A 16,665-nucleotide genomic window follows, 5' to 3' on the forward strand; every position below is an offset into this window, starting at 1 on the left:
TGCCCGACCGGGCAGGCCTGGTGCCCGACCGACCTGGCGGCCCCGAGGTGTACGGCATGGCCGACCTGGCGCGCCACTATCTGCGGGCGTGCGGCAGGTACCGGCTGATGACGCCGGTCAGGATGCCGGGCAAGGCCGGGCGCGCCTACCGGGCCGGGCAGAACCTCACCCTCGACGGCGCCACCCCGGGCACCCGCAACTGGGAGGATGGCCTGGCCGAGCGGGTCGGCCGGCTCTCGCACAGACGGCCTTCCCGCCTTGATCGCTCTTTGTCCAGCGCAGTCCTAGACGGGCACGACGTTGGCGTTGAGACGGAACAGGTTGTCCGGATCGTAGCGCCGCTTGACGTCCCGCAGCCGCTCCAGGTTGTCGCCGAAGGCCGACTGGACCACCTCTGGCGTCTCTTCCGGCGCGGCGCTGTCGAAGCTGAGGTACGGCCGGCCGGTCGAGAACTTCTCGGCATCGGCGATGACCTGCCGTACCCAGGCGATGTGAGCGTCCGCGTCCTGGTCGCGCCAGTTGGCGTCCACGCTCAGCATGCTGCTCGCGTCGCGCGCGGCGTACGCCGTCGCGTGCGGATTCACGTGGTTGATCGCTCCGCCGAGCAGCGGCACGTGCACCATGGACTCCGGCGAGGTCCGCGCGAGCCCGTGCCGTACGATCACGTCCGCCGCCTGGCTGGGAGGCCCGCTGAGCATCAGCGACTTCCAGTAGCTGGACAGCTGGCCCTTGACGAAGAAGAAGTCGAAGGCCGCCTGGAACATGCGGTACGGCATCGGGGCGCTCAGATCGGCGAGCGGGGTGCCGAGCTGCCGTAGCGGCCGCAGCACCTTCTCCCCCTCGTCGGGCGGCCCCGCGTACAGGGCGCCGGTGATGAGCACGTCCCTGCCGTGGATCTCCGGTGGCATGTGCGGATCCGTCGGGATCGTCCAGAAGATGGCCCTGGTGGTGACCTCGTCGGGCACCGTCCCGGCCCAGTCGCTCCAGGCGCGGAACACCTCGTCCTGGTGGTCGGCGTAGACCGGGACCGCGCACATCACGATCGGGCCGACGGGCTGGGCGGCGAACTCGAAGGCGGTGACCACGCCGAAGTTGCCGCCGCCGCCCCGCAGCGCCCAGAACAGGTCATCGTTCTCCAGCTCGCTGGCCCGCCGCAGCCGTCCGTCGGCCGTGACGATCTCGACAGCGCGCAGGTTGTCGCAGGACAGGCCGTACTTGCGGTGCAGCCACCCGATGCCGCCGCTCAGGGTGAGCCCGGCGACGCCGGTCGTCGACACCACCCCGCCCGGAACGGCGAGGTTGAACACCTGGGCCTCCCTGTCGACGTCGCCCCACGTGGCGCCGCCCTGGACGCGCACCAGACGGGCGTCGGGATCGACCCAGACGCCGCGCATCCCGGACAGGTCGATGAGCAGCGCGCCGTCGCGCGCGGAGTGCCCCGCGATGCTGTGGCCGCCGCTGCGCACCGCGGCCAGCAGGCCGTACTCGCGCGCGAGATTGACCGCGTCGATGACGTCCGCGGCGCCCGAGCACCTGATGACGAGGGCGGGACGGCGATCGATCAGCCCGTTCTGCACCGCCCTGACAGCGTCGTAGTCGGCGTCCTCCTGCGTGATGAGCGAACCCCGGAAGGTCATCCGGAGTTCTTCGAGTTTGTCGTCGTCCAGTGTGACGGTTTCGCCCGAGAGCGTCTCGACCTTGATCGACATGGGCTGCCCCCTTCAGGGCGGTGCGTGATCCCCCCAGCGGACCGGTCTCTCCCCGCACCGGGGCGACCCCGTCCGCGGCGCTTGCCTCATCCCTCCGAACATGCCGCCTATCTGCGGCGATGTCCCGACCTCACCCCGTGACTTCCCACAGTAACCCGTCACCACGCCCCCGCATCAGACCTCCGGCTCCCATCCACCCACCCGCCACCACACCTCAAGGCCCACCCCTGCCCCGGCGTTTGAGGTGGGCCTTTTGATCAGGCTTTCTGGTGGGGCCTTTCTGGTGAGGCCTTTTGGCGGAGCCTTTCTGGGGGCCTTGCGCCGGGAGGCCTTCTGGTGGGGCCTTCTGGTGAGGCCTTTTGGCGGGGGCCTTTTGGCGGGGGCTTCTGGTGGGGCCTTTTGGCGAGGGGCTTTCTGGCCTTCTGGTGGGGCCCCTGTGGTGCGCCGGCCCCGGCGGTCCTGCCCCCGCCCCCGGCGTCGCCGCGCTTCCCGGCTGCCAGTACGACGAGAGAACGGCATCCGACCTGCGCCGACGCACCGTCCGCTCCATAGGATCAGAAGCGCCGCCCACCACCGTCGAGGGAGCCCGAGTGAACCGCAGCATCCGCACCATGGACGACGTCATGAACCTGCTCGACCGGCTGTTCGCGTCGGACGCCGACCGATGGACGGAGCAGGCGTCGACCTGGTGGGACGACTTCTACACCGACCGCTCCAAGCCGGTCCCCTTCTTCGCCGACAAGCCGGACGAGAGCCTCGTGTCCTACCTCGAACGCGGCATGCTCCGCCCCGGACGCGCGCTGGACCTGGGCTGCGGCCCCGGCCGCAACGCCATCCACCTCGCCACGCTCGGCTTCGAGGTCGACGCCATCGACCTGTCCCCGACGGCTGTGGCCTGGGCGGAGGAGCGCGCCAGGAAGGCCGGCGCCGATGTCCGCTTCCACTGCGGCGACGCCTTCACCGCCGACCTCCGGCCCGGCCGGTACGACCTGGTCTACGACTCCGGCTGCCTGCACCACCTGCCGCCGCACCGCCGGGTGAGCTACCTGAACCTGCTGGACAGGCTGCTGGCCCCCGGCGGCCACCTCGCCCTCACCTGCTTCGCCTCCGGTGCGATGGGCTCCGAACTCCAGGACGAGGAGTTCTACCGCGACGGCCGCCTGCACGGCGGGCTCGCCTACACCCCCGACGAGCTGCGCTGGATCTTCAGCGACTACAAGGAGGTGGAGATCCGCCAGATGCGCGAGCAGTCACCCGACGCCCCCACCTTCGGCGTCCCCTTCCTCCTGACCGCCCTGTTCCACCGTCCCGCGAACAGCTGACGAACCCACCCCACCCCACCGCCCCGGCAGACGCCCCCCCCCCGGAGACCACTCACACCACCGCCCCTCCGGAAACCACTCACCCCACCGGCGGACGCCCCTCCGGGAACGGCACTCGCCCCATCGGCGGACACTCCTCCGAAAACCACGCTCGCCCCACCGGCCCGGTGGACGACGGCCCGGAAACCACCCTCACCCCACCGGCCTGGCGGACGCCCCTCCGGAACCGCCCGCCCTCGCCCGCCACTGCGGACATCCATCCGGAAACACCTCCACCCGCCCTACAAGCAACCGCCCGGAAACACCCTCGCCCACCGCCCCGCGGCCGACCGCCCAAGAAGCAGCGCGGACGGCGGCGGCACTCGCTCCGCCACCCCGCAGACACCAGCGGGGATGAACGTCAGCAGAGACTGCCGCCACTGGGCGCGGAACTGACCTGCACCACGTAGTCCGCGCCATCCTTCTCGGGCGCTCCGTCAGCGACCCACACCGACAGATAGACCACCCGCCCCTGGACGGACTTCCTGAAACACAGCCCCGCCGCGTCCTCCTCGCCTGCCACCCTCTCCCACCCGCCCTTGCCGGCGGCCTCCCGGTAGAAGGGCAGCACGCCCGCTCGCGAACCCGGAAGACGGTAGTCCTGCTCGGCATACGCCAGCCGGTCGTCGTCATCGCATCCACCGCGACGCCCGCCGTACGGCTCGGCGGCGTCCGGGCGGACATCGAGAACGCCGAGCCTGACGAGGGACGACGCGACCCGCTTGTCCTCCTCGGTGCACCTGTAGGGAAAGAAGGGGCGATTCGCCACGACCTCAAGGATCCAGAAGGCACCCGCGACGGCGGCACAGCCCACCACCAGGACGGCGACGATCGCCCGCTTCACGTCCGCACCACCCCTGGCCGGAGCCCCTGCCCGCCGGGGACCACGACCACGCCGGGCTCCCGGGCCAGCTTCACCACGGCCACGAACACAGGCAGCAGAAGCAGCACGACGGCGACGACACCCACCGGAAGCAGCCACCAGGGCCGCCCGGCGGCACGAGTCATGGCCGGCCCGGAAGGCGCCGTCCGGTGCGTCCCCTGACGACCGGAGGGCGGCGGCACGAGCGGTCCCCGCGATGCGTCCACCTGAGATCCCTGCCCTTCCGCCCTGGTCGGACGATCATCGGAACGCTAGCAGCCCGCCCGCTCCCCAGGGGAAGCGCCAGGACCGCCTCGACCCTCCTGGACCCCGCGACCACGGCGTCCAGCTCTGGACAGATCCGGCGACGCGAAGAGGTCCGACCCGACGGCGGACGCGGGTGACCACGCCAAGGCCGCCACAACGATCCCACGACCGGGTGGGATGATGGGTGCGGGAGGGCTCCCGGACGCCTCGGTCGTCCGCGCGACGCGCGCCGAGCGTGCGAGCCTGACCCCGAGCGCCTGGTCAGCGAGATCAGCTGTGATCGTCGTTGGAGGACGCCATGGGGACAGCCCTCGGTGATGTGCTCGGGCTCGCCGCCGCGGTCGCGATCAGCCCACTCCCGATCGTCGCCATCATCATCATCCTGGGTACGCCGAGGGGACGTCTCAACGGGCTGCTGTTCACCCTGGGATGGGTCATCGGGCTCTTCGTCCTGGGCGCGGTGATGCTGGCGATCGGCGGGCCGGCCGCCGGCGCGACCCCGTCGAAGCCCGCCGCCTGGGTCGGCGACCTCAAGCTCGCCCTGGGCGTGCTGCTCGTCGTGCTCGGCGGGCGGCAGTGGCACCGGCGACCTCCCGCGGGCGCGGAGGCGGAGCTCCCCAAATGGATGTCCGCGATCGACCGCTTCTCACCGGCCAAGGTCTTCGGGCTCGGCATCGTGCTGTCGGCGGCCAACCTCAAGAACGCCCCGCTCACCATCGCCGCAGGCGCCTCGATCAGCGCGGCCGCGATTCCACCCGGGCAGCAGATCACGGTACTGGCCGTGTTCGTGATCATCGCCTCCCTGGGACTTCTGGCGCCCCTGTCGGTCTTCCTCCTCATGGGAGAACGCGCCAAGAGCATGCTCGACAACTGGAGGGGCTGGGCCGCCCGGCACAACACCGCCATCATGGCCGTCCTGTTCGCCGTCCTCGGCGTGAAGCTGCTCGGGGACGGCATCCGCATCCTCGCCCCCTGACCGACGCCCGCGCCACAGCCGACCAGCCGGCCCCTACCCGCTGCTGTGACCGACCCCCCGGCGCAGCACCGAGACCTCGTTGAAGACCGCCTGGTTCCAGGAGAAGCGAAGCCCGCCGGGCGGAAAGCCATCGTGGAAGACCCCGGGCGTCAGAGACGCGTAGGTAACCAGTCTCCCCTTGCTCCGCCGATCTTGCCCAGCACGCAGGAGACCTCACCTGCCACGACGCCCGGAACGAGAAACCGGCATACGTACCCCTGGAACAGCCCGCATGAGGAGATACCGGTTCGTGGGGCGCGACAACCACGATTTTGGTTCAATAGCCGATCATGAAGGCGCGGGCGATAGCGGCGGCAGTCGCCGTCCTGGCGTTGCTGCCGCCTGCCGCCGTGGCCGAAACGCGGACGGCGGTGGCCGTGATGACGTGGAACGTCTGCACGGGGACGAACCCCGCCTGCGGCCTCTACCGTGCCGACGCCCCTCAGCTGGTGCAGGCGATCGGCGAATATGCCGTGAACCAGCCCATCAGACCCGACGTGATCTTCTTGCAGGAATTCTGCACCGGGGCCGACAGTGCCCTGGAACTGGGACTGCGGCAGCGCACCGGCCGCAAGTGGACCGTCCGCTCGTTCGCCCTCACCTCGAACACCGGGGCCCCGTACGCCTGCCACCCCGACAAGCTCGGCCGCCCGCGAGGCACCCAGAGCATCACGGTCGCCGTCGCCGCCGACACGGCGACCTTCCAGAGCCTTCCGCTGACCACACCGCCTTGGTACGTGAAGCGGGCGGTGCTCTGCGCCACCATCCCCGCCAAGCGCGTCCACGCGTGCGGCACGCACCTGTCAGTGGGCACGGCTTACGATGACCGGCAGCCCGGCGCGCCGTACCGCACCAGGCAGATCAAGGAACTGATGGCCTACGCCGCCAAGCCCGGCTACCACAGCGTCTTCGGCGGCGACCTCAACGTCGCCCCTCCGGACAGCACGAACGGCAGCGCCGCCGGCCGGCGTGCCATCATGCCCGCCTACCAGGCCTACCGCGAGTGCGACCAGCGTGGGAGCAGCCGTACCGGGCGCTGGACACACAGCGCCGGCGAGAGACGCAAGAAGCTCGACTACCTGTTCGTCACCAAAGGCGGCACCCGTCGGTGTCACGTCCCTCCGCCCACCTCCATGTCCGACCACACGCCCCTCTATCTCAGAGTGGAGTTCTGACAGAAGCGGCCCAAGATGGTCGTGCTAGCGTGATCTTCTCCGCATCCCCTTGTCAGAGATGGTCGACAGCCATCTTCTGCGCAGTCACGCGAGGGCCCCTTGAAGATCACACGTTGGATCGCGAGCGGCACGGCCCTGACCGCCGCGGCCGCCCTCACCCTGGTGTCCGCCACTCCCGCGCAGGCCTACCCCCAGGGCACCTGCCGAGGGAACTCGTTCCGCAAGGTAGCCAGCTATCCCATCACGGTAGGAGCGAAGGACGGGGAGGTCTACGGCACCGTCTCGCTCTACCACAGCCGCCTCACGCGCAGGAAGTGCGCCATAGCCCGGGTGGCGAGCCCCTACGTCGGACGGACGAGCTATCTCTACGTCGCGCTCCTCGCGGACAAGAACAGGAACAAGAAGTACGACAGCCCTGACATCGGGGTGGCCGACGGCAGCACGCGCTACAAGTGGTTCGCGGGCCCGGTCTACGCCTACGCCGACCAGTTGTGCGTCCAGTTCCACGGAACGATCCGCATCGGCTCCCAGCCCGCCGTCCACGGAGGCACCCCGGAAGGCACCTGGAAGTACTGCGACTGACCGCGCAGGCCGGGGGCCGGGAACGCTTTTACCAGGCCGCCGCCGTCCTGGCCTGAGTGATGAGATCGAACTCGAGCGTTGCTTCCCCAGCAAGGCGAAGCACAGGGGCGACCTGCTCGTCCGGTAGCAGGTTCACGAACTGATGGGGTGCCTCGCGCAAATACACCGCTTCCAGAAAGACACGTGACCCATCCGAAGGACGCGCGAACGAAGACCGGCTCGCCGGATAGAGATTGGCCGCCGGGCCCATGCCTTCGGTCCTCGCGCCTCAGACGCCGGGCACGCGCGCTGGTATCGCCGATACCGCAGTAGCCGTTCGGCTACTCGGTGTCCTTGGGGTGTCGAGGAGACGCGTAGATCACCCAGACGGTACGGGCGACGTCATCGACCGCATAGCGCACCCGCCCACCACTGGTGACCTCGAATTCCCACTGCTCCAAATCCTTGCCGTTGTGACGGTGAGTCGCGAGATCGCCGCGTAGGCGATGTTGCCGATCATGGCTGAAGCTTGAACGGGGATCAGCCCGCAGCGCCTCGAGGCATCGGCGCGTATTGGCCAGGGCATGACGACACAGCTCCTCCCAGCCCCTGACCGCGTCACTGGCACCGAAGCGGACATCCCACTCGTCATCCGGCGGTGGCACCGTCACTCGATCTCCCCGCTTCGGGCTCACGCCGAAACCTGCACCGGCCCGAAGTCGCCGCTCGTGGGCTTGCGAGCCTCGGCGTAGCGCGCGGGGTCGGCCTTGATTCTGGCAGTGGCCCGCCACCCCGCGATGACTTCCTGGGTGGTGGCATCGACATCCAGCTCGGCCGCGTCGGAGAGCGCTTCGACCAGTTCCAGAGTGAAGGCACGCAGTTCGTCCGACGACAGGTGGCGAACCCAAGGGAAGACATCTGGCATGGCCAGGACCAGCGCACGCGCGGTGGGATCGTGCTTGATCAAGGCAAGGAACAGCCGGGACGCGGTGGCCAGGGTCCGTTCGCGCTCCTCTTCACGGTCCGCCGCGGTCAGGTAGAAGTCTGGAGCATCCCGATGTGTGACGCGCACACGTCCCAGGCGTGCCGCGCGCTCGGCGACCGCTCGCGGGTTTCTCGACAGATCAGAGAAGGTCACTGCGTCGGCATGGCTGGTGCTCACTCGACGAGTTTACGTCAGAACACGTTCTGATGTCAGCGATCGACCATCGATGCGGCTGATCAAAAGCTGATACGGAGCCGTCATCGCCGAACACGCCCGCCGAGCCCACACAGTCCACACCGCTGCCCAGGCAGGGCCCAGGAGAGCCAAGCGGTCAAGACGCGGGGTGTGAGGCTGAGGCCCATGCTTTTCAGTCTGGGCAGGAGACCCCAGCGCCGCCGATGCCGCAGTAGCCGGGATTCTTCTCCAAGTACTGCCGGCGGTAGCGCTTTGGCCGGCGCGTCAATAGCCGATTAGGCGTGCCGAAAAGATGATAAAATTACGGACCTTATTCCTTTTGGCCTCTGCGGTCGTGCCGCGCCCCTTTTCGCATCACCTTGGCCACGGTATTGAACCGCCGAGCGCGGGGGCTGTGATGCCGGCATGAGGAATTCCCGAGCTGACGACGGCGCGCCGAACCGTACGCCTCGCAGGCGAGCCGCTCCCGGGCTGTCGCGTACCGCCCGCCTGGCTCTGCTGGCACCGAGCGCTGCCCTGCTGATCGCCGGCTACGCCCTTCCCGCAGCGGCGAGTTTCCCGGCTTTCCCCAACTCGTCGCCCACACCTACGGCCACGGCGAGCGCCCCCACTCAGCCGGCACTGAAGCCGATCGATCCGGCCGTGTTCCAGTCCGCCGTCGAACGTGCGGCGAAGAAGCTCATGGTTCCCGGCGCGGTGGTCCTGCTCCGCACCCCACAGGGAACCTTCCGGGCAACCGTCGGCACGACCGAGCTGGGCACCGCCAGACCGCCCACCACGCGCGACCACTTCCGGATCGCCTCCAACACCAAAACCATGACCTCGGCGCTGATCATCCTCCTGGCCCAGGACGGCAAGCTCCGGCTGAGCGACCCGGTGTCCGCCTACGTTCCCGGAGTGCCCAACGGCGGGCACATCACCATCGCCGAGCTGCTGAAGATGCGCAGCGGACTCTACAACTACACCAACGCCCCCGAACTGGCGGCGACCATGGACGCCGACCCGGGCAAGGCCCAGACGCCACAGGCGATGCTGGACATCGCGTTCCGCCGCCCGCCGACCTTCGCACCCGGCACGCCCTTCGAGTACAACAACACCAACTACGTGCTGCTGGGTCTCGTCGCCGAGAAGGCGGGCGGCCGGCCGCTGGCCCAGCAGTTCCTGGACCGGCTGTTCGTCCCGCTCGGGCTGGCGGGAACCTCGCTGCCCGCCGCCGACGACCTGTCGCTCCCCATGCCCTCTTCGCACGGCTACATGTACGGCGGAACGGCCTACGCGCTGGTCGACCGGCCCTACCCCGCCGACGTGCAGGCGGCGGCCCGGTCAGGAAAGCTCCGGCCGGTGGACTACACCCATCAGAACCCCTCCTACGCGGCCGCCGCCGGAGGCGTCATCTCCACCGCGGACGACCTGGCCACCTGGATCCAGGCCCTGGTGACGGGCAAGGTCCTCAACCCGGCGTTCCAGCGGCAGTGGCTCCACAGCCCGCAAGCCGAGGACCCGGCCGCGCCACCCGACGGGAAGAAGTACGGGTACGGCATCGCCTACCAGCGCTTCGGTCCGAACGCCTCGATGTACTACCACGGCGGTGAGCTGCCCGGCTTCAATTCCTTCATCGGCCACGACACGGACAACGAGGTCACGCTGGTGATCTGGACGAACCTGACCTTGTCGCCCGGCGGCAGGACCACGGCCCAGGCCCTGCTGCCCACCGTCCTCAACCAGGTCTACGCCGGCCTCTCGCTCCCCACCGGCGTCGACTAGTCGATCCGGGAAGGTGGCGTCTCTTCATGTTCTGGCACGCGGTGTTGACGCACCGGGTCCTGCTCCCGCCCGCGATGGCCTGGTCGCTGACGCGACCGCGGGCAGGAGCGGGTGCCAAGGTGCAGCGCCGCAGACCCGAGGGCTACGGCGTCGCACCACGATCAGCCGGTGTAGGCCGGCCTGGCGACGACGGGCTCCGGGCCCCCCGTCGTCTTGACCACTGGCCGCTGGTCGGCCGGCGCCGGGGCGGGCGAGACGGGCGAGGCAGCCGGCTTCGTGGGATCGGCCGTGGCCGTGCCCGAGAAGCCTGCGAGGCCCGCGGTCACCGCCAGCACCGCGCCGATGCCGATGAGCGTGGCTTTGATCTTCATAGGATTCCCCTGTTCATTCGCGTTGGGCCTCAGCCCTGGACGACGACCGGAGTACCGATCGCCAGGTTGTTCGCCATCCAGGTGATGTCGTCGTTGCTGATCCGGACGCAGCCGTGGCTGGCCCGCGTGCCGATGGCGGAGGGCTTGTTCGTCCCGTGGATCGCCAGCTGGCCTGGGCCGCCGGCGAAGCTCTTCAGCACCGGCGAGAAGCCGCTCAGCCCGAAGGCGTAGGCGCCGTACGCCCCGCCCGGGTCGGCGGGCTTCACCAGCTCGGTGAAGAAGTAACGACCTGGAGGTGTCGGTGTGCCCGCTTCACCCGTCGCGACCCCGCCCGTCCTGACCGGCCTGTCGCCGTCGTAGACCGTGAACCTGAACGCCCCACGATCGATCTCCACCCGGTAGGAGGTCTCCGCAAGCGTCACGTCGGCGGCCTTGATCCAGCCCTTGCTGCCGTTCGGCCGGACCGGCAGCAGCACCTGGAGCCATTCGCCCTCGTCACGTTCCACCAGGAAGACACGCGCCGCGCCGTAGTCGTTGGGACTCGTGATCGTCCTCTGGGTCACCCCCTCCTTGTTCTTGTAGACCGTGATCCGAGATCCCTTGACGGTCGCGATCTTCGAGCTGGCGCCGGTCGCCGGCTCGGGCCGTACGGCGGTGCTCGCGGAACCGGCGCCGGCCGCCGGCTCGCGCCGTACAGCGCTGTCCGCGCTGCTCACACAGCCGGTCAGCAGGAAGGCGAGTGTCGCCGCAGCAGCCGTACGAAGCAGGTTGGTTCTCACCTGCCGCAGCCTGGCGACAGAATGTGTGAAACCTGTTTGGTTGTCATGCGAATCCCATGTGCATCCCTGACATGGGCATAGCCTCGGCTCATGTGCGCGTACGTACTGGTCGCCGAGGACGACCCCAAGCAGGCCGAACTGCTCAGGCGGTACCTGGAGCGGGAGGGCCATGAGGTCCACGTCGTGCACGACGGGCGTTCCGCGATCGACGAGGCGCGGCGAGCGGACCCCGACCTCATGGTGCTCGACGTCATGATGCCGAAGGTCGACGGGTTGGACGTCTGCCGGGCGTTGCGTGCCGAGTCCGACCTGCCGATCCTGATGCTGACCGCCAGGTCCACCGAGGATGACCTGCTGTTGGGGCTCGACCTCGGTGCTGACGACTATGTCGCCAAGCCGTACAGCCCGCGTGAGCTGATGGCCCGCGTGCGGACCCTGCTGCGCCGTACCGGGAAGTCCCAGGGCACCGACCGGCGGGTGTTCCAGGCGGGCGATCTCCTCGTGGACCCGGTCAGGCACACCGTCACCGCGGCGGACACGGTGGTGGACTGCACGCTCGCGGAGTTCCGGATCATCGAGACGCTGGCCGCCGAGCCGGAGCGGGTGTTCACCAGGAAGCAGTTGCTGGAGCGCATCCACGGGTTCGACAGGTTCATCACCGAACGCACGGTCGACGTGCACGTGATGAACCTGCGCAAGAAGATCGAGCCTGATCCGCGCCGCCCGGTCCGGCTGCTGACCGTGTACGGCGTCGGCTACAAACTGACCCACGCATGAGGTCGTTGTTCGTCAGGTTGCTCACGAGTTCGGCTGTCGTGGCGGTCTGCTCGATCTCGGCGACCGCGTGGCTGGCTGCCAGCAGCACCTCCGGCGCCATCCGGCGCGAGCAGGGACAGACGCTGGCCAGCGACGCCCGGATCAACAACAGCCTGCTCGGCTACGCGTCCCGCCACTCGAACTGGTCGGACGTCGCCCCCACCCTGCGCGACCTCGCTACCCGGAACAGCCGCCGCATCGCGCTGGCCACCGAGAGCGGCACCCTCATCGCGGACTCGGCGACCGCCGGGACCCCACTGCCCGCCAAGGTGTCGGCCGTCGTCGACCCGCTGGCCGTGGACGTGACCCTGGTGCCGGGAGCGGCCAGGGACCGTATCGATCCACGCGCGGTGGGCCCTTTCCTGCTGTCCGCCCGCGACCGCGCGCGGCTGAGGAAGGCCGCCGACGCCTACGCCGCCTGTACGGCCCGCACCGGGCAGGCCGTACAGGTGACCGTCTCGAACACCGGCAGACCCCTCGTCACGCCCCTCGACCAGGGGGTCGGTCAGCAGTCGAGACCGGCGCAAAGTCCGATGCCGATGCCGATGCCGACTGCGGCCCCCGTCGTGATGAGCGGCTGCGACGCCACCACCTTCAGCACGCCGACACGCACCGAGAAAGCCGCGTTGAAACAACTCAACCTCCTGGTCAGCAGGTGCCTCAAGGGCAAGGGCGCGGGAAGAGGCTCGGTCGGTCTCGACTTCGCCTGGGTGTCCAAGGAAAGACAGCCGATGCCGCCGGCCGCCGAACCCGATCAGGTGATCTCCTCCTGCATCGTCACGGGCCGCAAGGAACAACTCGATCCCTACGTCGCCCCCGCGGCGTACCTGTACATCGGCTCCCCCGTCGAGGCGACCGGCCAGCTCATACCGCTGCCCTCGATCGCCGGCGCCGCTCTCCTCGTGCTCGTGCTGACCGTGGGCGTGAGCGTCATGGCGGCCAGGCGCCTGGTCAGGCCCGTCAACGCGCTCACCCACGCCGCGCAGCGGATGCGCGACGGGGACAGCTCCGCCCGCGTCACGGTCAGGACTACCGGCGAGATCAGCGAGCTCGCCACGGCGTTCAACGAGATGTCGGAACACCTCCAGCGCATGGAGGAGCAGCGCAAGGCCATGGTCAGCGACGTCTCCCACGAGCTGCGCACACCGCTGAGCAACCTCAGGGGCTGGCTGGAGGCCGCCCAGGACGGCGTCGCCGAGTTGGACCCCGCGCTGATCGCCTCGCTGGTCGAGGAGATCCTGCTGCTGCAGCACATCGTCGACGACCTTCAGGAGCTCGCCCTCGCCGACGCGGGCAAGCTCCGTCTGCACGTCGAACCCGTCCATCTCGGCGACCTTCTCGACCAGGTAAGCATCGCTCACCGAGGCCGCGCCGAAGCCGCAGGGCTCACGCTGACCACCGTGGTCACCGACGACCCCTCGCTGACCGCGGATCCGGTACGGCTCCGCCAGGCCATCGGCAACCTGGTGACCAACTCCCTGCGCTACACGCCACGCGGCGGGCACATCACGCTGGGCGCTCGGCAGGATGGCGACCAGGTCGTCGTCGAGGTGACCGACACGGGGATCGGGATCCGCGCCGAGTACCTCCCGCACGTCTTCGACCGGTTCTGGCGGGCGGAGAAGTCCCGCAACCGCCAGACCGGCGGCAGCGGGCTCGGGCTCGCCATCGTGCGCAACCTGGCCGAGGCGCACGGCGGCACAGCCACGGTCGCCAGCGTGCCAGGTGTCCGCACCACGTTCACCCTGCGTCTTCCGTCGTAGCGGCCCGCCGTACCACCAGGAGCACGTTGGCGGTGCCGACCGCGACCGACCGGAGATCCGCAGCACGGCGAGCAACCGCAGGCGGCCGGCCGTGACCCTGGAGAGAAGTGTTACTGACTGTGACGATCGGCCGGCGCAACCCGGCCGAGGATCAGGTCCGTGATCCTGACGGACCGGGCCACATATACACGGGCCTCGCGGCCACGAACGCGCTTCAGCACCCAGCGCAGATCACGGGCGCACGAGCTCAGGACGCGCCGCTGCTCCGCATCGATCTCACCCCGTCGGGAGCCGACTTACGAGGTCACGATGCCTGCCATAGAAGACTCGGCCAGCACGAAGTCCGGGAAGACCTCTCCCATGCTCGGGTACGGTCGACCGACGTGCTGCGCCCACAGCACCGAGACCTCGTTGAAGATCTCCAGGTTCACTCGCCCCAGGCGCGACGCCCACAGGGCAGGAGACCCCGGTCCCACCGATCCCGCAGTAGTCGCCGGGCTTCTTCTCCAGGTGCTGCTGATGGCAGTGCTTCGCCTCAGGCAATGGATGCATAACCTAACGGACCTTCGACCGGTACTCCGCCCACAAGTCGACAGCCTCTTGGAGATCAAGAGCGGCAACGTCCTCGCGAGCCATCCCCACCGTGTAGATCAACCGGTCCGCGAGCCAATCTGGAACCGGTTCCCGAGGGGGCGCTTTCTCCACCCGAATGTGATCGGCCAGCGCGCCAAGACGCTCGATCACCTGGCCGAGCTGGACAATCTCCGGACGGCCGGTACCCGCCTCGCGAACCCTCACCGTCGCCTCTGCGTAGACTTCCGCGTCGGCCCGTTCACCGACAGCCCACACCTCGCAGATCTCCACCGACTTGTCGTCGGCGATGCGGTAGACGACACGCCAGGTGTTGCGACCGACCACAAGCTTCCGAAAACCGGTCAGTTCCCCACCGAGCGGGTAACCAGCTTCAGGGTTGTCCAACAGGAGAAGGATCTTCTTGAGCACCTTGGGCACCGCGTCTGGGCCAATGCGTCGGAGGTCATCGACCGCTGGTGCCGTAAAGACGACGTCGGACATGTCTACTCGTCGTCCGGGATGGCCGTCAGCGACTCGCGAGTGTGCCCGAAAGCGGCCAGCACCTCATCGAGCGAGACCCGCTCCCCCGTGTCCGTGACCGACCGAGCGAGCACAAGCGCCAGATCCCGCAGGTCAGCCGCCGCCTCCTCCAACTCGTTGAGTCGGCGAATGCTCACCACGGCCGCCACCGGTTGGTGTCGACGGGTAACCACCAGGTCGGCCCCCTGCTCCGCCTCTGCCACCAGGCGGGCAACCCCTCGCTGGGCCGCCTCGGTGACGCTCAACTCAGTAGCGTCATGCAGAACAGTCATACATCAACTGTACAGCTTTCTATACAGAACCGCGATCGGAGCGTGGGCACTTCCTGTCCCACACTCCGGCGGAGCGACGCCCACCGGGCAGGAGACGCCCGTGCCGCCAAGGCCGCGCCGTCCTTGTGGGAGTCCTGCAGGAGACGGCCATGGCCCCGCGGGTCAGCGGTCGCCGCCCTCAGCGAGGAGACGCAGCCCATATCCACCCCTGGCCTTAGCCCGAGCTGCTAGTGCTAGCACCTGCCCTGCTAGCGCTAGCAGGCTACGAGGGCGCCGACCTGGCCGTGATCTCGGTCTGGGTCGGACTGGTGGTCTGGTGCGACGGCGAGCACTTCTGGTGGCGAACGGGATGGAACTCGGCGAAGCGCCGGGTGATCTATGCCTGGCATCCGTCGACGGAACCCATCAGGGCCGCGCGCCGTGTAGCGCTTCGCTATGCCGATCTTCGCGTCGCGCATCCGCTTTCCGAACTGATCGCAGAGGGACCGTCGTGGGGGTGACCTTGAGCCAGCTGATCAGCGCGTTCCCCGGCTGGGAGAGATCCAGGGTGCGGCCGCAGGCAGCTGGTACGCGGCCCGAACCCGACCCGGAGCGCAGGGCCAAGGCCCGAGCACAGGAAGCGGGGCGGCAGCTCTCTTGAAACACAGTGGCGCTGGGTCGCGGCACACGCGCGACCGGTTGCGGTGGCGCGACCTGTCTCGCGACCGGTCGCAAACCACGTGACCAGCTCGAACACTCACAGGTCGCGGGTAGCGGACACCGCCGGTCACATCGCAGAGACCGCCCGAGTCAGACCGCCATGCCCTCTCAGGCCGCGACCGCAACCCGACAGCGCCTCGCAGATCATCGGGGAACGGCAGCCCCGAGTGCTCCGCCCACAGGACCGCGACCTCGTTGAAGATCTCCCGGTTCACTCGCCGGCAGGCGCGACGCCCACCGGGCAGGCGACCCCGGTCCCTCCAATCCCGCAGTAGCCGTTTTTGTTGCGGTGAAGGTACTGCTGGTGATACTCCTCGGCGTAGTAGAACTCGCCGGCCGGGGCGATCTCGGTCGTGATGTCGCCGTAGCCCGCCGACCTCAGCATCTGCTGGTAGGCGTCCCTGGACGCCAGCGCCGCCTTCTCCTGCTCGGGCGAATGGAAGTACGCCGCCGACCGGTACTGCGTGCCCATGTCGTTGCCCTGGCGCATGCCCTGGGTGGGGTCGTGCGCTTCCCAGAACACCTTGAGCAGGTCGGCGTACGACACCTTCGCGGGGTCGTACCAGACCCTCACGACCTCGGCATGTCCGGTGAGGCCGGAACACACCTCCTCGTACGTGGGGTTGGGCGTGTAGCCGCCCTGGTACCCGACTGCCGTGGAGATCACGCCCGGGGTCTGCCAGAACTTCCGCTCGGCGCCCCAGAAGCAGCCGAGCCCGAAGTCCGCGATCTCGCCCTGCGCGCCGACGAGCGGAGCGTCGAGGACGGCGTGGCGGGCGGGGACGGGTATCGGTGTCGAACGTCCGGGTAGGGCGTCCGAGGGGTTCACCATCGATGTCTTGTGCGAGCCGAACAGCCAGCCCATCTTGTACCTCCTCCTCCATCAACCCTATGTCGAAACACTTAAGAGTCCCTACATCATCCCAGATAGCAATACGCATTTGTATTTAATGGAGTA

At 68.8% G+C, this 16,665-nt stretch carries 19 protein-coding genes; 8 read left to right on the forward strand and 11 right to left on the reverse strand.

Annotated elements, in window-relative coordinates:
- Positions 1-284: 284 nt before the first annotated feature.
- Positions 285-1,709, reverse strand: a complete 1,425-nt coding sequence (locus ACWDLG_RS02385) for an FAD-binding oxidoreductase (protein ID WP_449915152.1) — start codon at positions 1,707-1,709, stop codon at positions 285-287.
- A 590-nt stretch (positions 1,710-2,299) separates the two neighbouring features.
- On the opposite strand from ACWDLG_RS02385, the gene ACWDLG_RS02390 reads away from it, so the two are divergent.
- Positions 2,300-3,031: a class I SAM-dependent methyltransferase gene (locus ACWDLG_RS02390; protein ID WP_449915154.1), complete on the forward strand. Its 732-nt coding sequence runs from the start codon at positions 2,300-2,302 to the stop codon at positions 3,029-3,031.
- Between the two features lie 400 nt (positions 3,032-3,431).
- Here ACWDLG_RS02390 and ACWDLG_RS02395 read toward each other — a convergent pair whose 3' ends face one another.
- Positions 3,432-3,914 carry a hypothetical protein gene (locus tag ACWDLG_RS02395; protein ID WP_449915157.1) on the reverse strand — a complete coding sequence of 161 codons (483 nt, stop codon included), beginning with the start codon at positions 3,912-3,914 and terminating at the stop codon, positions 3,432-3,434.
- Positions 3,911-4,078 carry a hypothetical protein gene (locus ACWDLG_RS02400; protein ID WP_449915159.1) on the reverse strand — a complete coding sequence of 56 codons (168 nt, stop codon included), beginning with the start codon at positions 4,076-4,078 and terminating at the stop codon, positions 3,911-3,913. Before ACWDLG_RS02400 ends, ACWDLG_RS02395 begins: the two co-directional genes overlap by 4 nt.
- Before the next feature lie 419 nt (positions 4,079-4,497).
- Between ACWDLG_RS02400 and ACWDLG_RS02405 the strand changes: the two genes are divergently transcribed.
- The 3 genes from ACWDLG_RS02405 (at position 4,498) to ACWDLG_RS02415 (ending at position 6,971) form a co-directional block, all read left to right on the forward strand.
- Positions 4,498-5,175, forward strand: coding sequence for a GAP family protein (locus ACWDLG_RS02405; protein WP_449915161.1), 678 nt, complete (start codon positions 4,498-4,500; stop codon positions 5,173-5,175).
- A 329-nt stretch (positions 5,176-5,504) separates the two neighbouring features.
- The gene (locus tag ACWDLG_RS02410; protein ID WP_449915164.1) at positions 5,505-6,389 is read left to right on the forward strand and encodes an endonuclease/exonuclease/phosphatase family protein; all 885 of its coding nucleotides are present in this window, start codon (positions 5,505-5,507) and stop codon (positions 6,387-6,389) included.
- A 99-nt stretch (positions 6,390-6,488) separates the two neighbouring features.
- Positions 6,489-6,971 (forward strand): hypothetical protein, encoded by a 483-nt coding sequence (locus ACWDLG_RS02415; RefSeq protein WP_449915167.1) that lies wholly within the window; start codon positions 6,489-6,491, stop codon positions 6,969-6,971.
- Between the two features lie 320 nt (positions 6,972-7,291).
- On the opposite strand, the gene ACWDLG_RS02420 is transcribed toward ACWDLG_RS02415, so the two are convergent.
- Together ACWDLG_RS02420 and ACWDLG_RS02425 are read right to left on the reverse strand one after the other, a co-directional pair.
- Complete coding sequence (locus ACWDLG_RS02420) at positions 7,292-7,621, reverse strand: hypothetical protein (RefSeq protein WP_449915170.1); 330 nt, start codon at positions 7,619-7,621, stop codon at positions 7,292-7,294.
- Positions 7,622-7,641: 20 nt separating this feature from the next.
- Positions 7,642-8,112, reverse strand: coding sequence for a hypothetical protein (locus tag ACWDLG_RS02425; protein WP_449915173.1), 471 nt, complete (start codon positions 8,110-8,112; stop codon positions 7,642-7,644).
- 423 nt (positions 8,113-8,535) lie between these two features.
- Between ACWDLG_RS02425 and ACWDLG_RS02430 the strand changes: the two genes are divergently transcribed.
- The gene (locus ACWDLG_RS02430; protein ID WP_449915175.1) at positions 8,536-9,894 is read left to right on the forward strand and encodes a serine hydrolase domain-containing protein; all 1,359 of its coding nucleotides are present in this window, start codon (positions 8,536-8,538) and stop codon (positions 9,892-9,894) included.
- 161 nt (positions 9,895-10,055) lie between these two features.
- Here the strand turns inward: ACWDLG_RS02430 and ACWDLG_RS02435 are convergent, their stop codons facing one another.
- A complete protein-coding gene (locus ACWDLG_RS02435) occupies positions 10,056-10,265 on the reverse strand; it encodes a hypothetical protein (protein ID WP_449915178.1) in 210 nt (69 codons plus the stop codon).
- A gap of 29 nt (positions 10,266-10,294) precedes the next feature.
- Positions 10,295-11,044 (reverse strand): L,D-transpeptidase, encoded by a 750-nt coding sequence (locus tag ACWDLG_RS02440; RefSeq protein ID WP_449915181.1) that lies wholly within the window; start codon positions 11,042-11,044, stop codon positions 10,295-10,297.
- A gap of 90 nt (positions 11,045-11,134) precedes the next feature.
- Here ACWDLG_RS02440 and ACWDLG_RS02445 point away from each other — a divergent pair, with 90 nt between their 5' ends.
- Positions 11,135-11,821 carry a response regulator transcription factor gene (locus tag ACWDLG_RS02445; protein ID WP_449915183.1) on the forward strand — a complete coding sequence of 229 codons (687 nt, stop codon included), beginning with the start codon at positions 11,135-11,137 and terminating at the stop codon, positions 11,819-11,821.
- On the forward strand, positions 11,818-13,623 hold the full coding sequence (locus tag ACWDLG_RS02450) for a sensor histidine kinase (protein ID WP_449915186.1): 1,806 nt from the start codon (positions 11,818-11,820) through the stop codon (positions 13,621-13,623). Before ACWDLG_RS02445 ends, ACWDLG_RS02450 begins: the two co-directional genes overlap by 4 nt.
- Positions 13,624-13,919: 296 nt before the next feature.
- Here ACWDLG_RS02450 and ACWDLG_RS02455 read toward each other — a convergent pair whose 3' ends face one another.
- From ACWDLG_RS02455 to ACWDLG_RS02465, 3 genes are all read right to left on the reverse strand, one after another.
- Positions 13,920-14,054 carry a hypothetical protein gene (locus ACWDLG_RS02455; RefSeq protein WP_449915188.1) on the reverse strand — a complete coding sequence of 45 codons (135 nt, stop codon included), beginning with the start codon at positions 14,052-14,054 and terminating at the stop codon, positions 13,920-13,922.
- Between the two features lie 124 nt (positions 14,055-14,178).
- Positions 14,179-14,697 (reverse strand): type II toxin-antitoxin system RelE family toxin, encoded by a 519-nt coding sequence (locus ACWDLG_RS02460; protein ID WP_449915190.1) that lies wholly within the window; start codon positions 14,695-14,697, stop codon positions 14,179-14,181.
- 2 nt (positions 14,698-14,699) lie between these two features.
- Positions 14,700-15,008 carry a type II toxin-antitoxin system prevent-host-death family antitoxin gene (locus tag ACWDLG_RS02465; protein ID WP_449915192.1) on the reverse strand — a complete coding sequence of 103 codons (309 nt, stop codon included), beginning with the start codon at positions 15,006-15,008 and terminating at the stop codon, positions 14,700-14,702.
- A gap of 284 nt (positions 15,009-15,292) precedes the next feature.
- On the opposite strand from ACWDLG_RS02465, the gene ACWDLG_RS02470 reads away from it, so the two are divergent.
- A complete protein-coding gene (locus ACWDLG_RS02470) occupies positions 15,293-15,508 on the forward strand; it encodes a hypothetical protein (protein WP_449915195.1) in 216 nt (71 codons plus the stop codon).
- A 410-nt stretch (positions 15,509-15,918) separates the two neighbouring features.
- Here the strand turns inward: ACWDLG_RS02470 and msrA are convergent, their stop codons facing one another.
- On the reverse strand, positions 15,919-16,572 hold the full coding sequence (gene msrA, locus ACWDLG_RS02475) for a peptide-methionine (S)-S-oxide reductase MsrA (protein ID WP_449915198.1): 654 nt from the start codon (positions 16,570-16,572) through the stop codon (positions 15,919-15,921).
- Between the last annotated feature and the right edge of the window lie 93 nt (positions 16,573-16,665).

This window comes from Nonomuraea sp. NPDC003727, from assembly GCF_053586935.1.

Excerpts from the sequence above, each read along its gene's own strand:
- ACWDLG_RS02385 (WP_449915152.1), bottom strand. The coding sequence starts at position 1,709 with ATGTCGATCAAGGTCGAGACGCTCTCGGGCGAAACCGTCACACTGGAC.
- ACWDLG_RS02400 (WP_449915159.1), bottom strand. The coding sequence starts at position 4,078 with ATGACTCGTGCCGCCGGGCGGCCCTGGTGGCTGCTTCCGGTGGGTGTC.
- ACWDLG_RS02405 (WP_449915161.1), top strand. The coding sequence starts at position 4,498 with ATGGGGACAGCCCTCGGTGATGTGCTCGGGCTCGCCGCCGCGGTCGCG.
- ACWDLG_RS02410 (WP_449915164.1), top strand. The coding sequence starts at position 5,505 with ATGAAGGCGCGGGCGATAGCGGCGGCAGTCGCCGTCCTGGCGTTGCTG.
- ACWDLG_RS02430 (WP_449915175.1), top strand. The coding sequence starts at position 8,536 with ATGAGGAATTCCCGAGCTGACGACGGCGCGCCGAACCGTACGCCTCGC.
- ACWDLG_RS02435 (WP_449915178.1), bottom strand. The coding sequence starts at position 10,265 with ATGAAGATCAAAGCCACGCTCATCGGCATCGGCGCGGTGCTGGCGGTG.
- ACWDLG_RS02445 (WP_449915183.1), top strand. The coding sequence starts at position 11,135 with ATGTGCGCGTACGTACTGGTCGCCGAGGACGACCCCAAGCAGGCCGAA.
- ACWDLG_RS02450 (WP_449915186.1), top strand. The coding sequence starts at position 11,818 with ATGAGGTCGTTGTTCGTCAGGTTGCTCACGAGTTCGGCTGTCGTGGCG.
- ACWDLG_RS02460 (WP_449915190.1), bottom strand. The coding sequence starts at position 14,697 with ATGTCCGACGTCGTCTTTACGGCACCAGCGGTCGATGACCTCCGACGC.
- ACWDLG_RS02465 (WP_449915192.1), bottom strand. The coding sequence starts at position 15,008 with ATGACTGTTCTGCATGACGCTACTGAGTTGAGCGTCACCGAGGCGGCC.
- msrA (WP_449915198.1), bottom strand. The coding sequence starts at position 16,572 with ATGGGCTGGCTGTTCGGCTCGCACAAGACATCGATGGTGAACCCCTCG.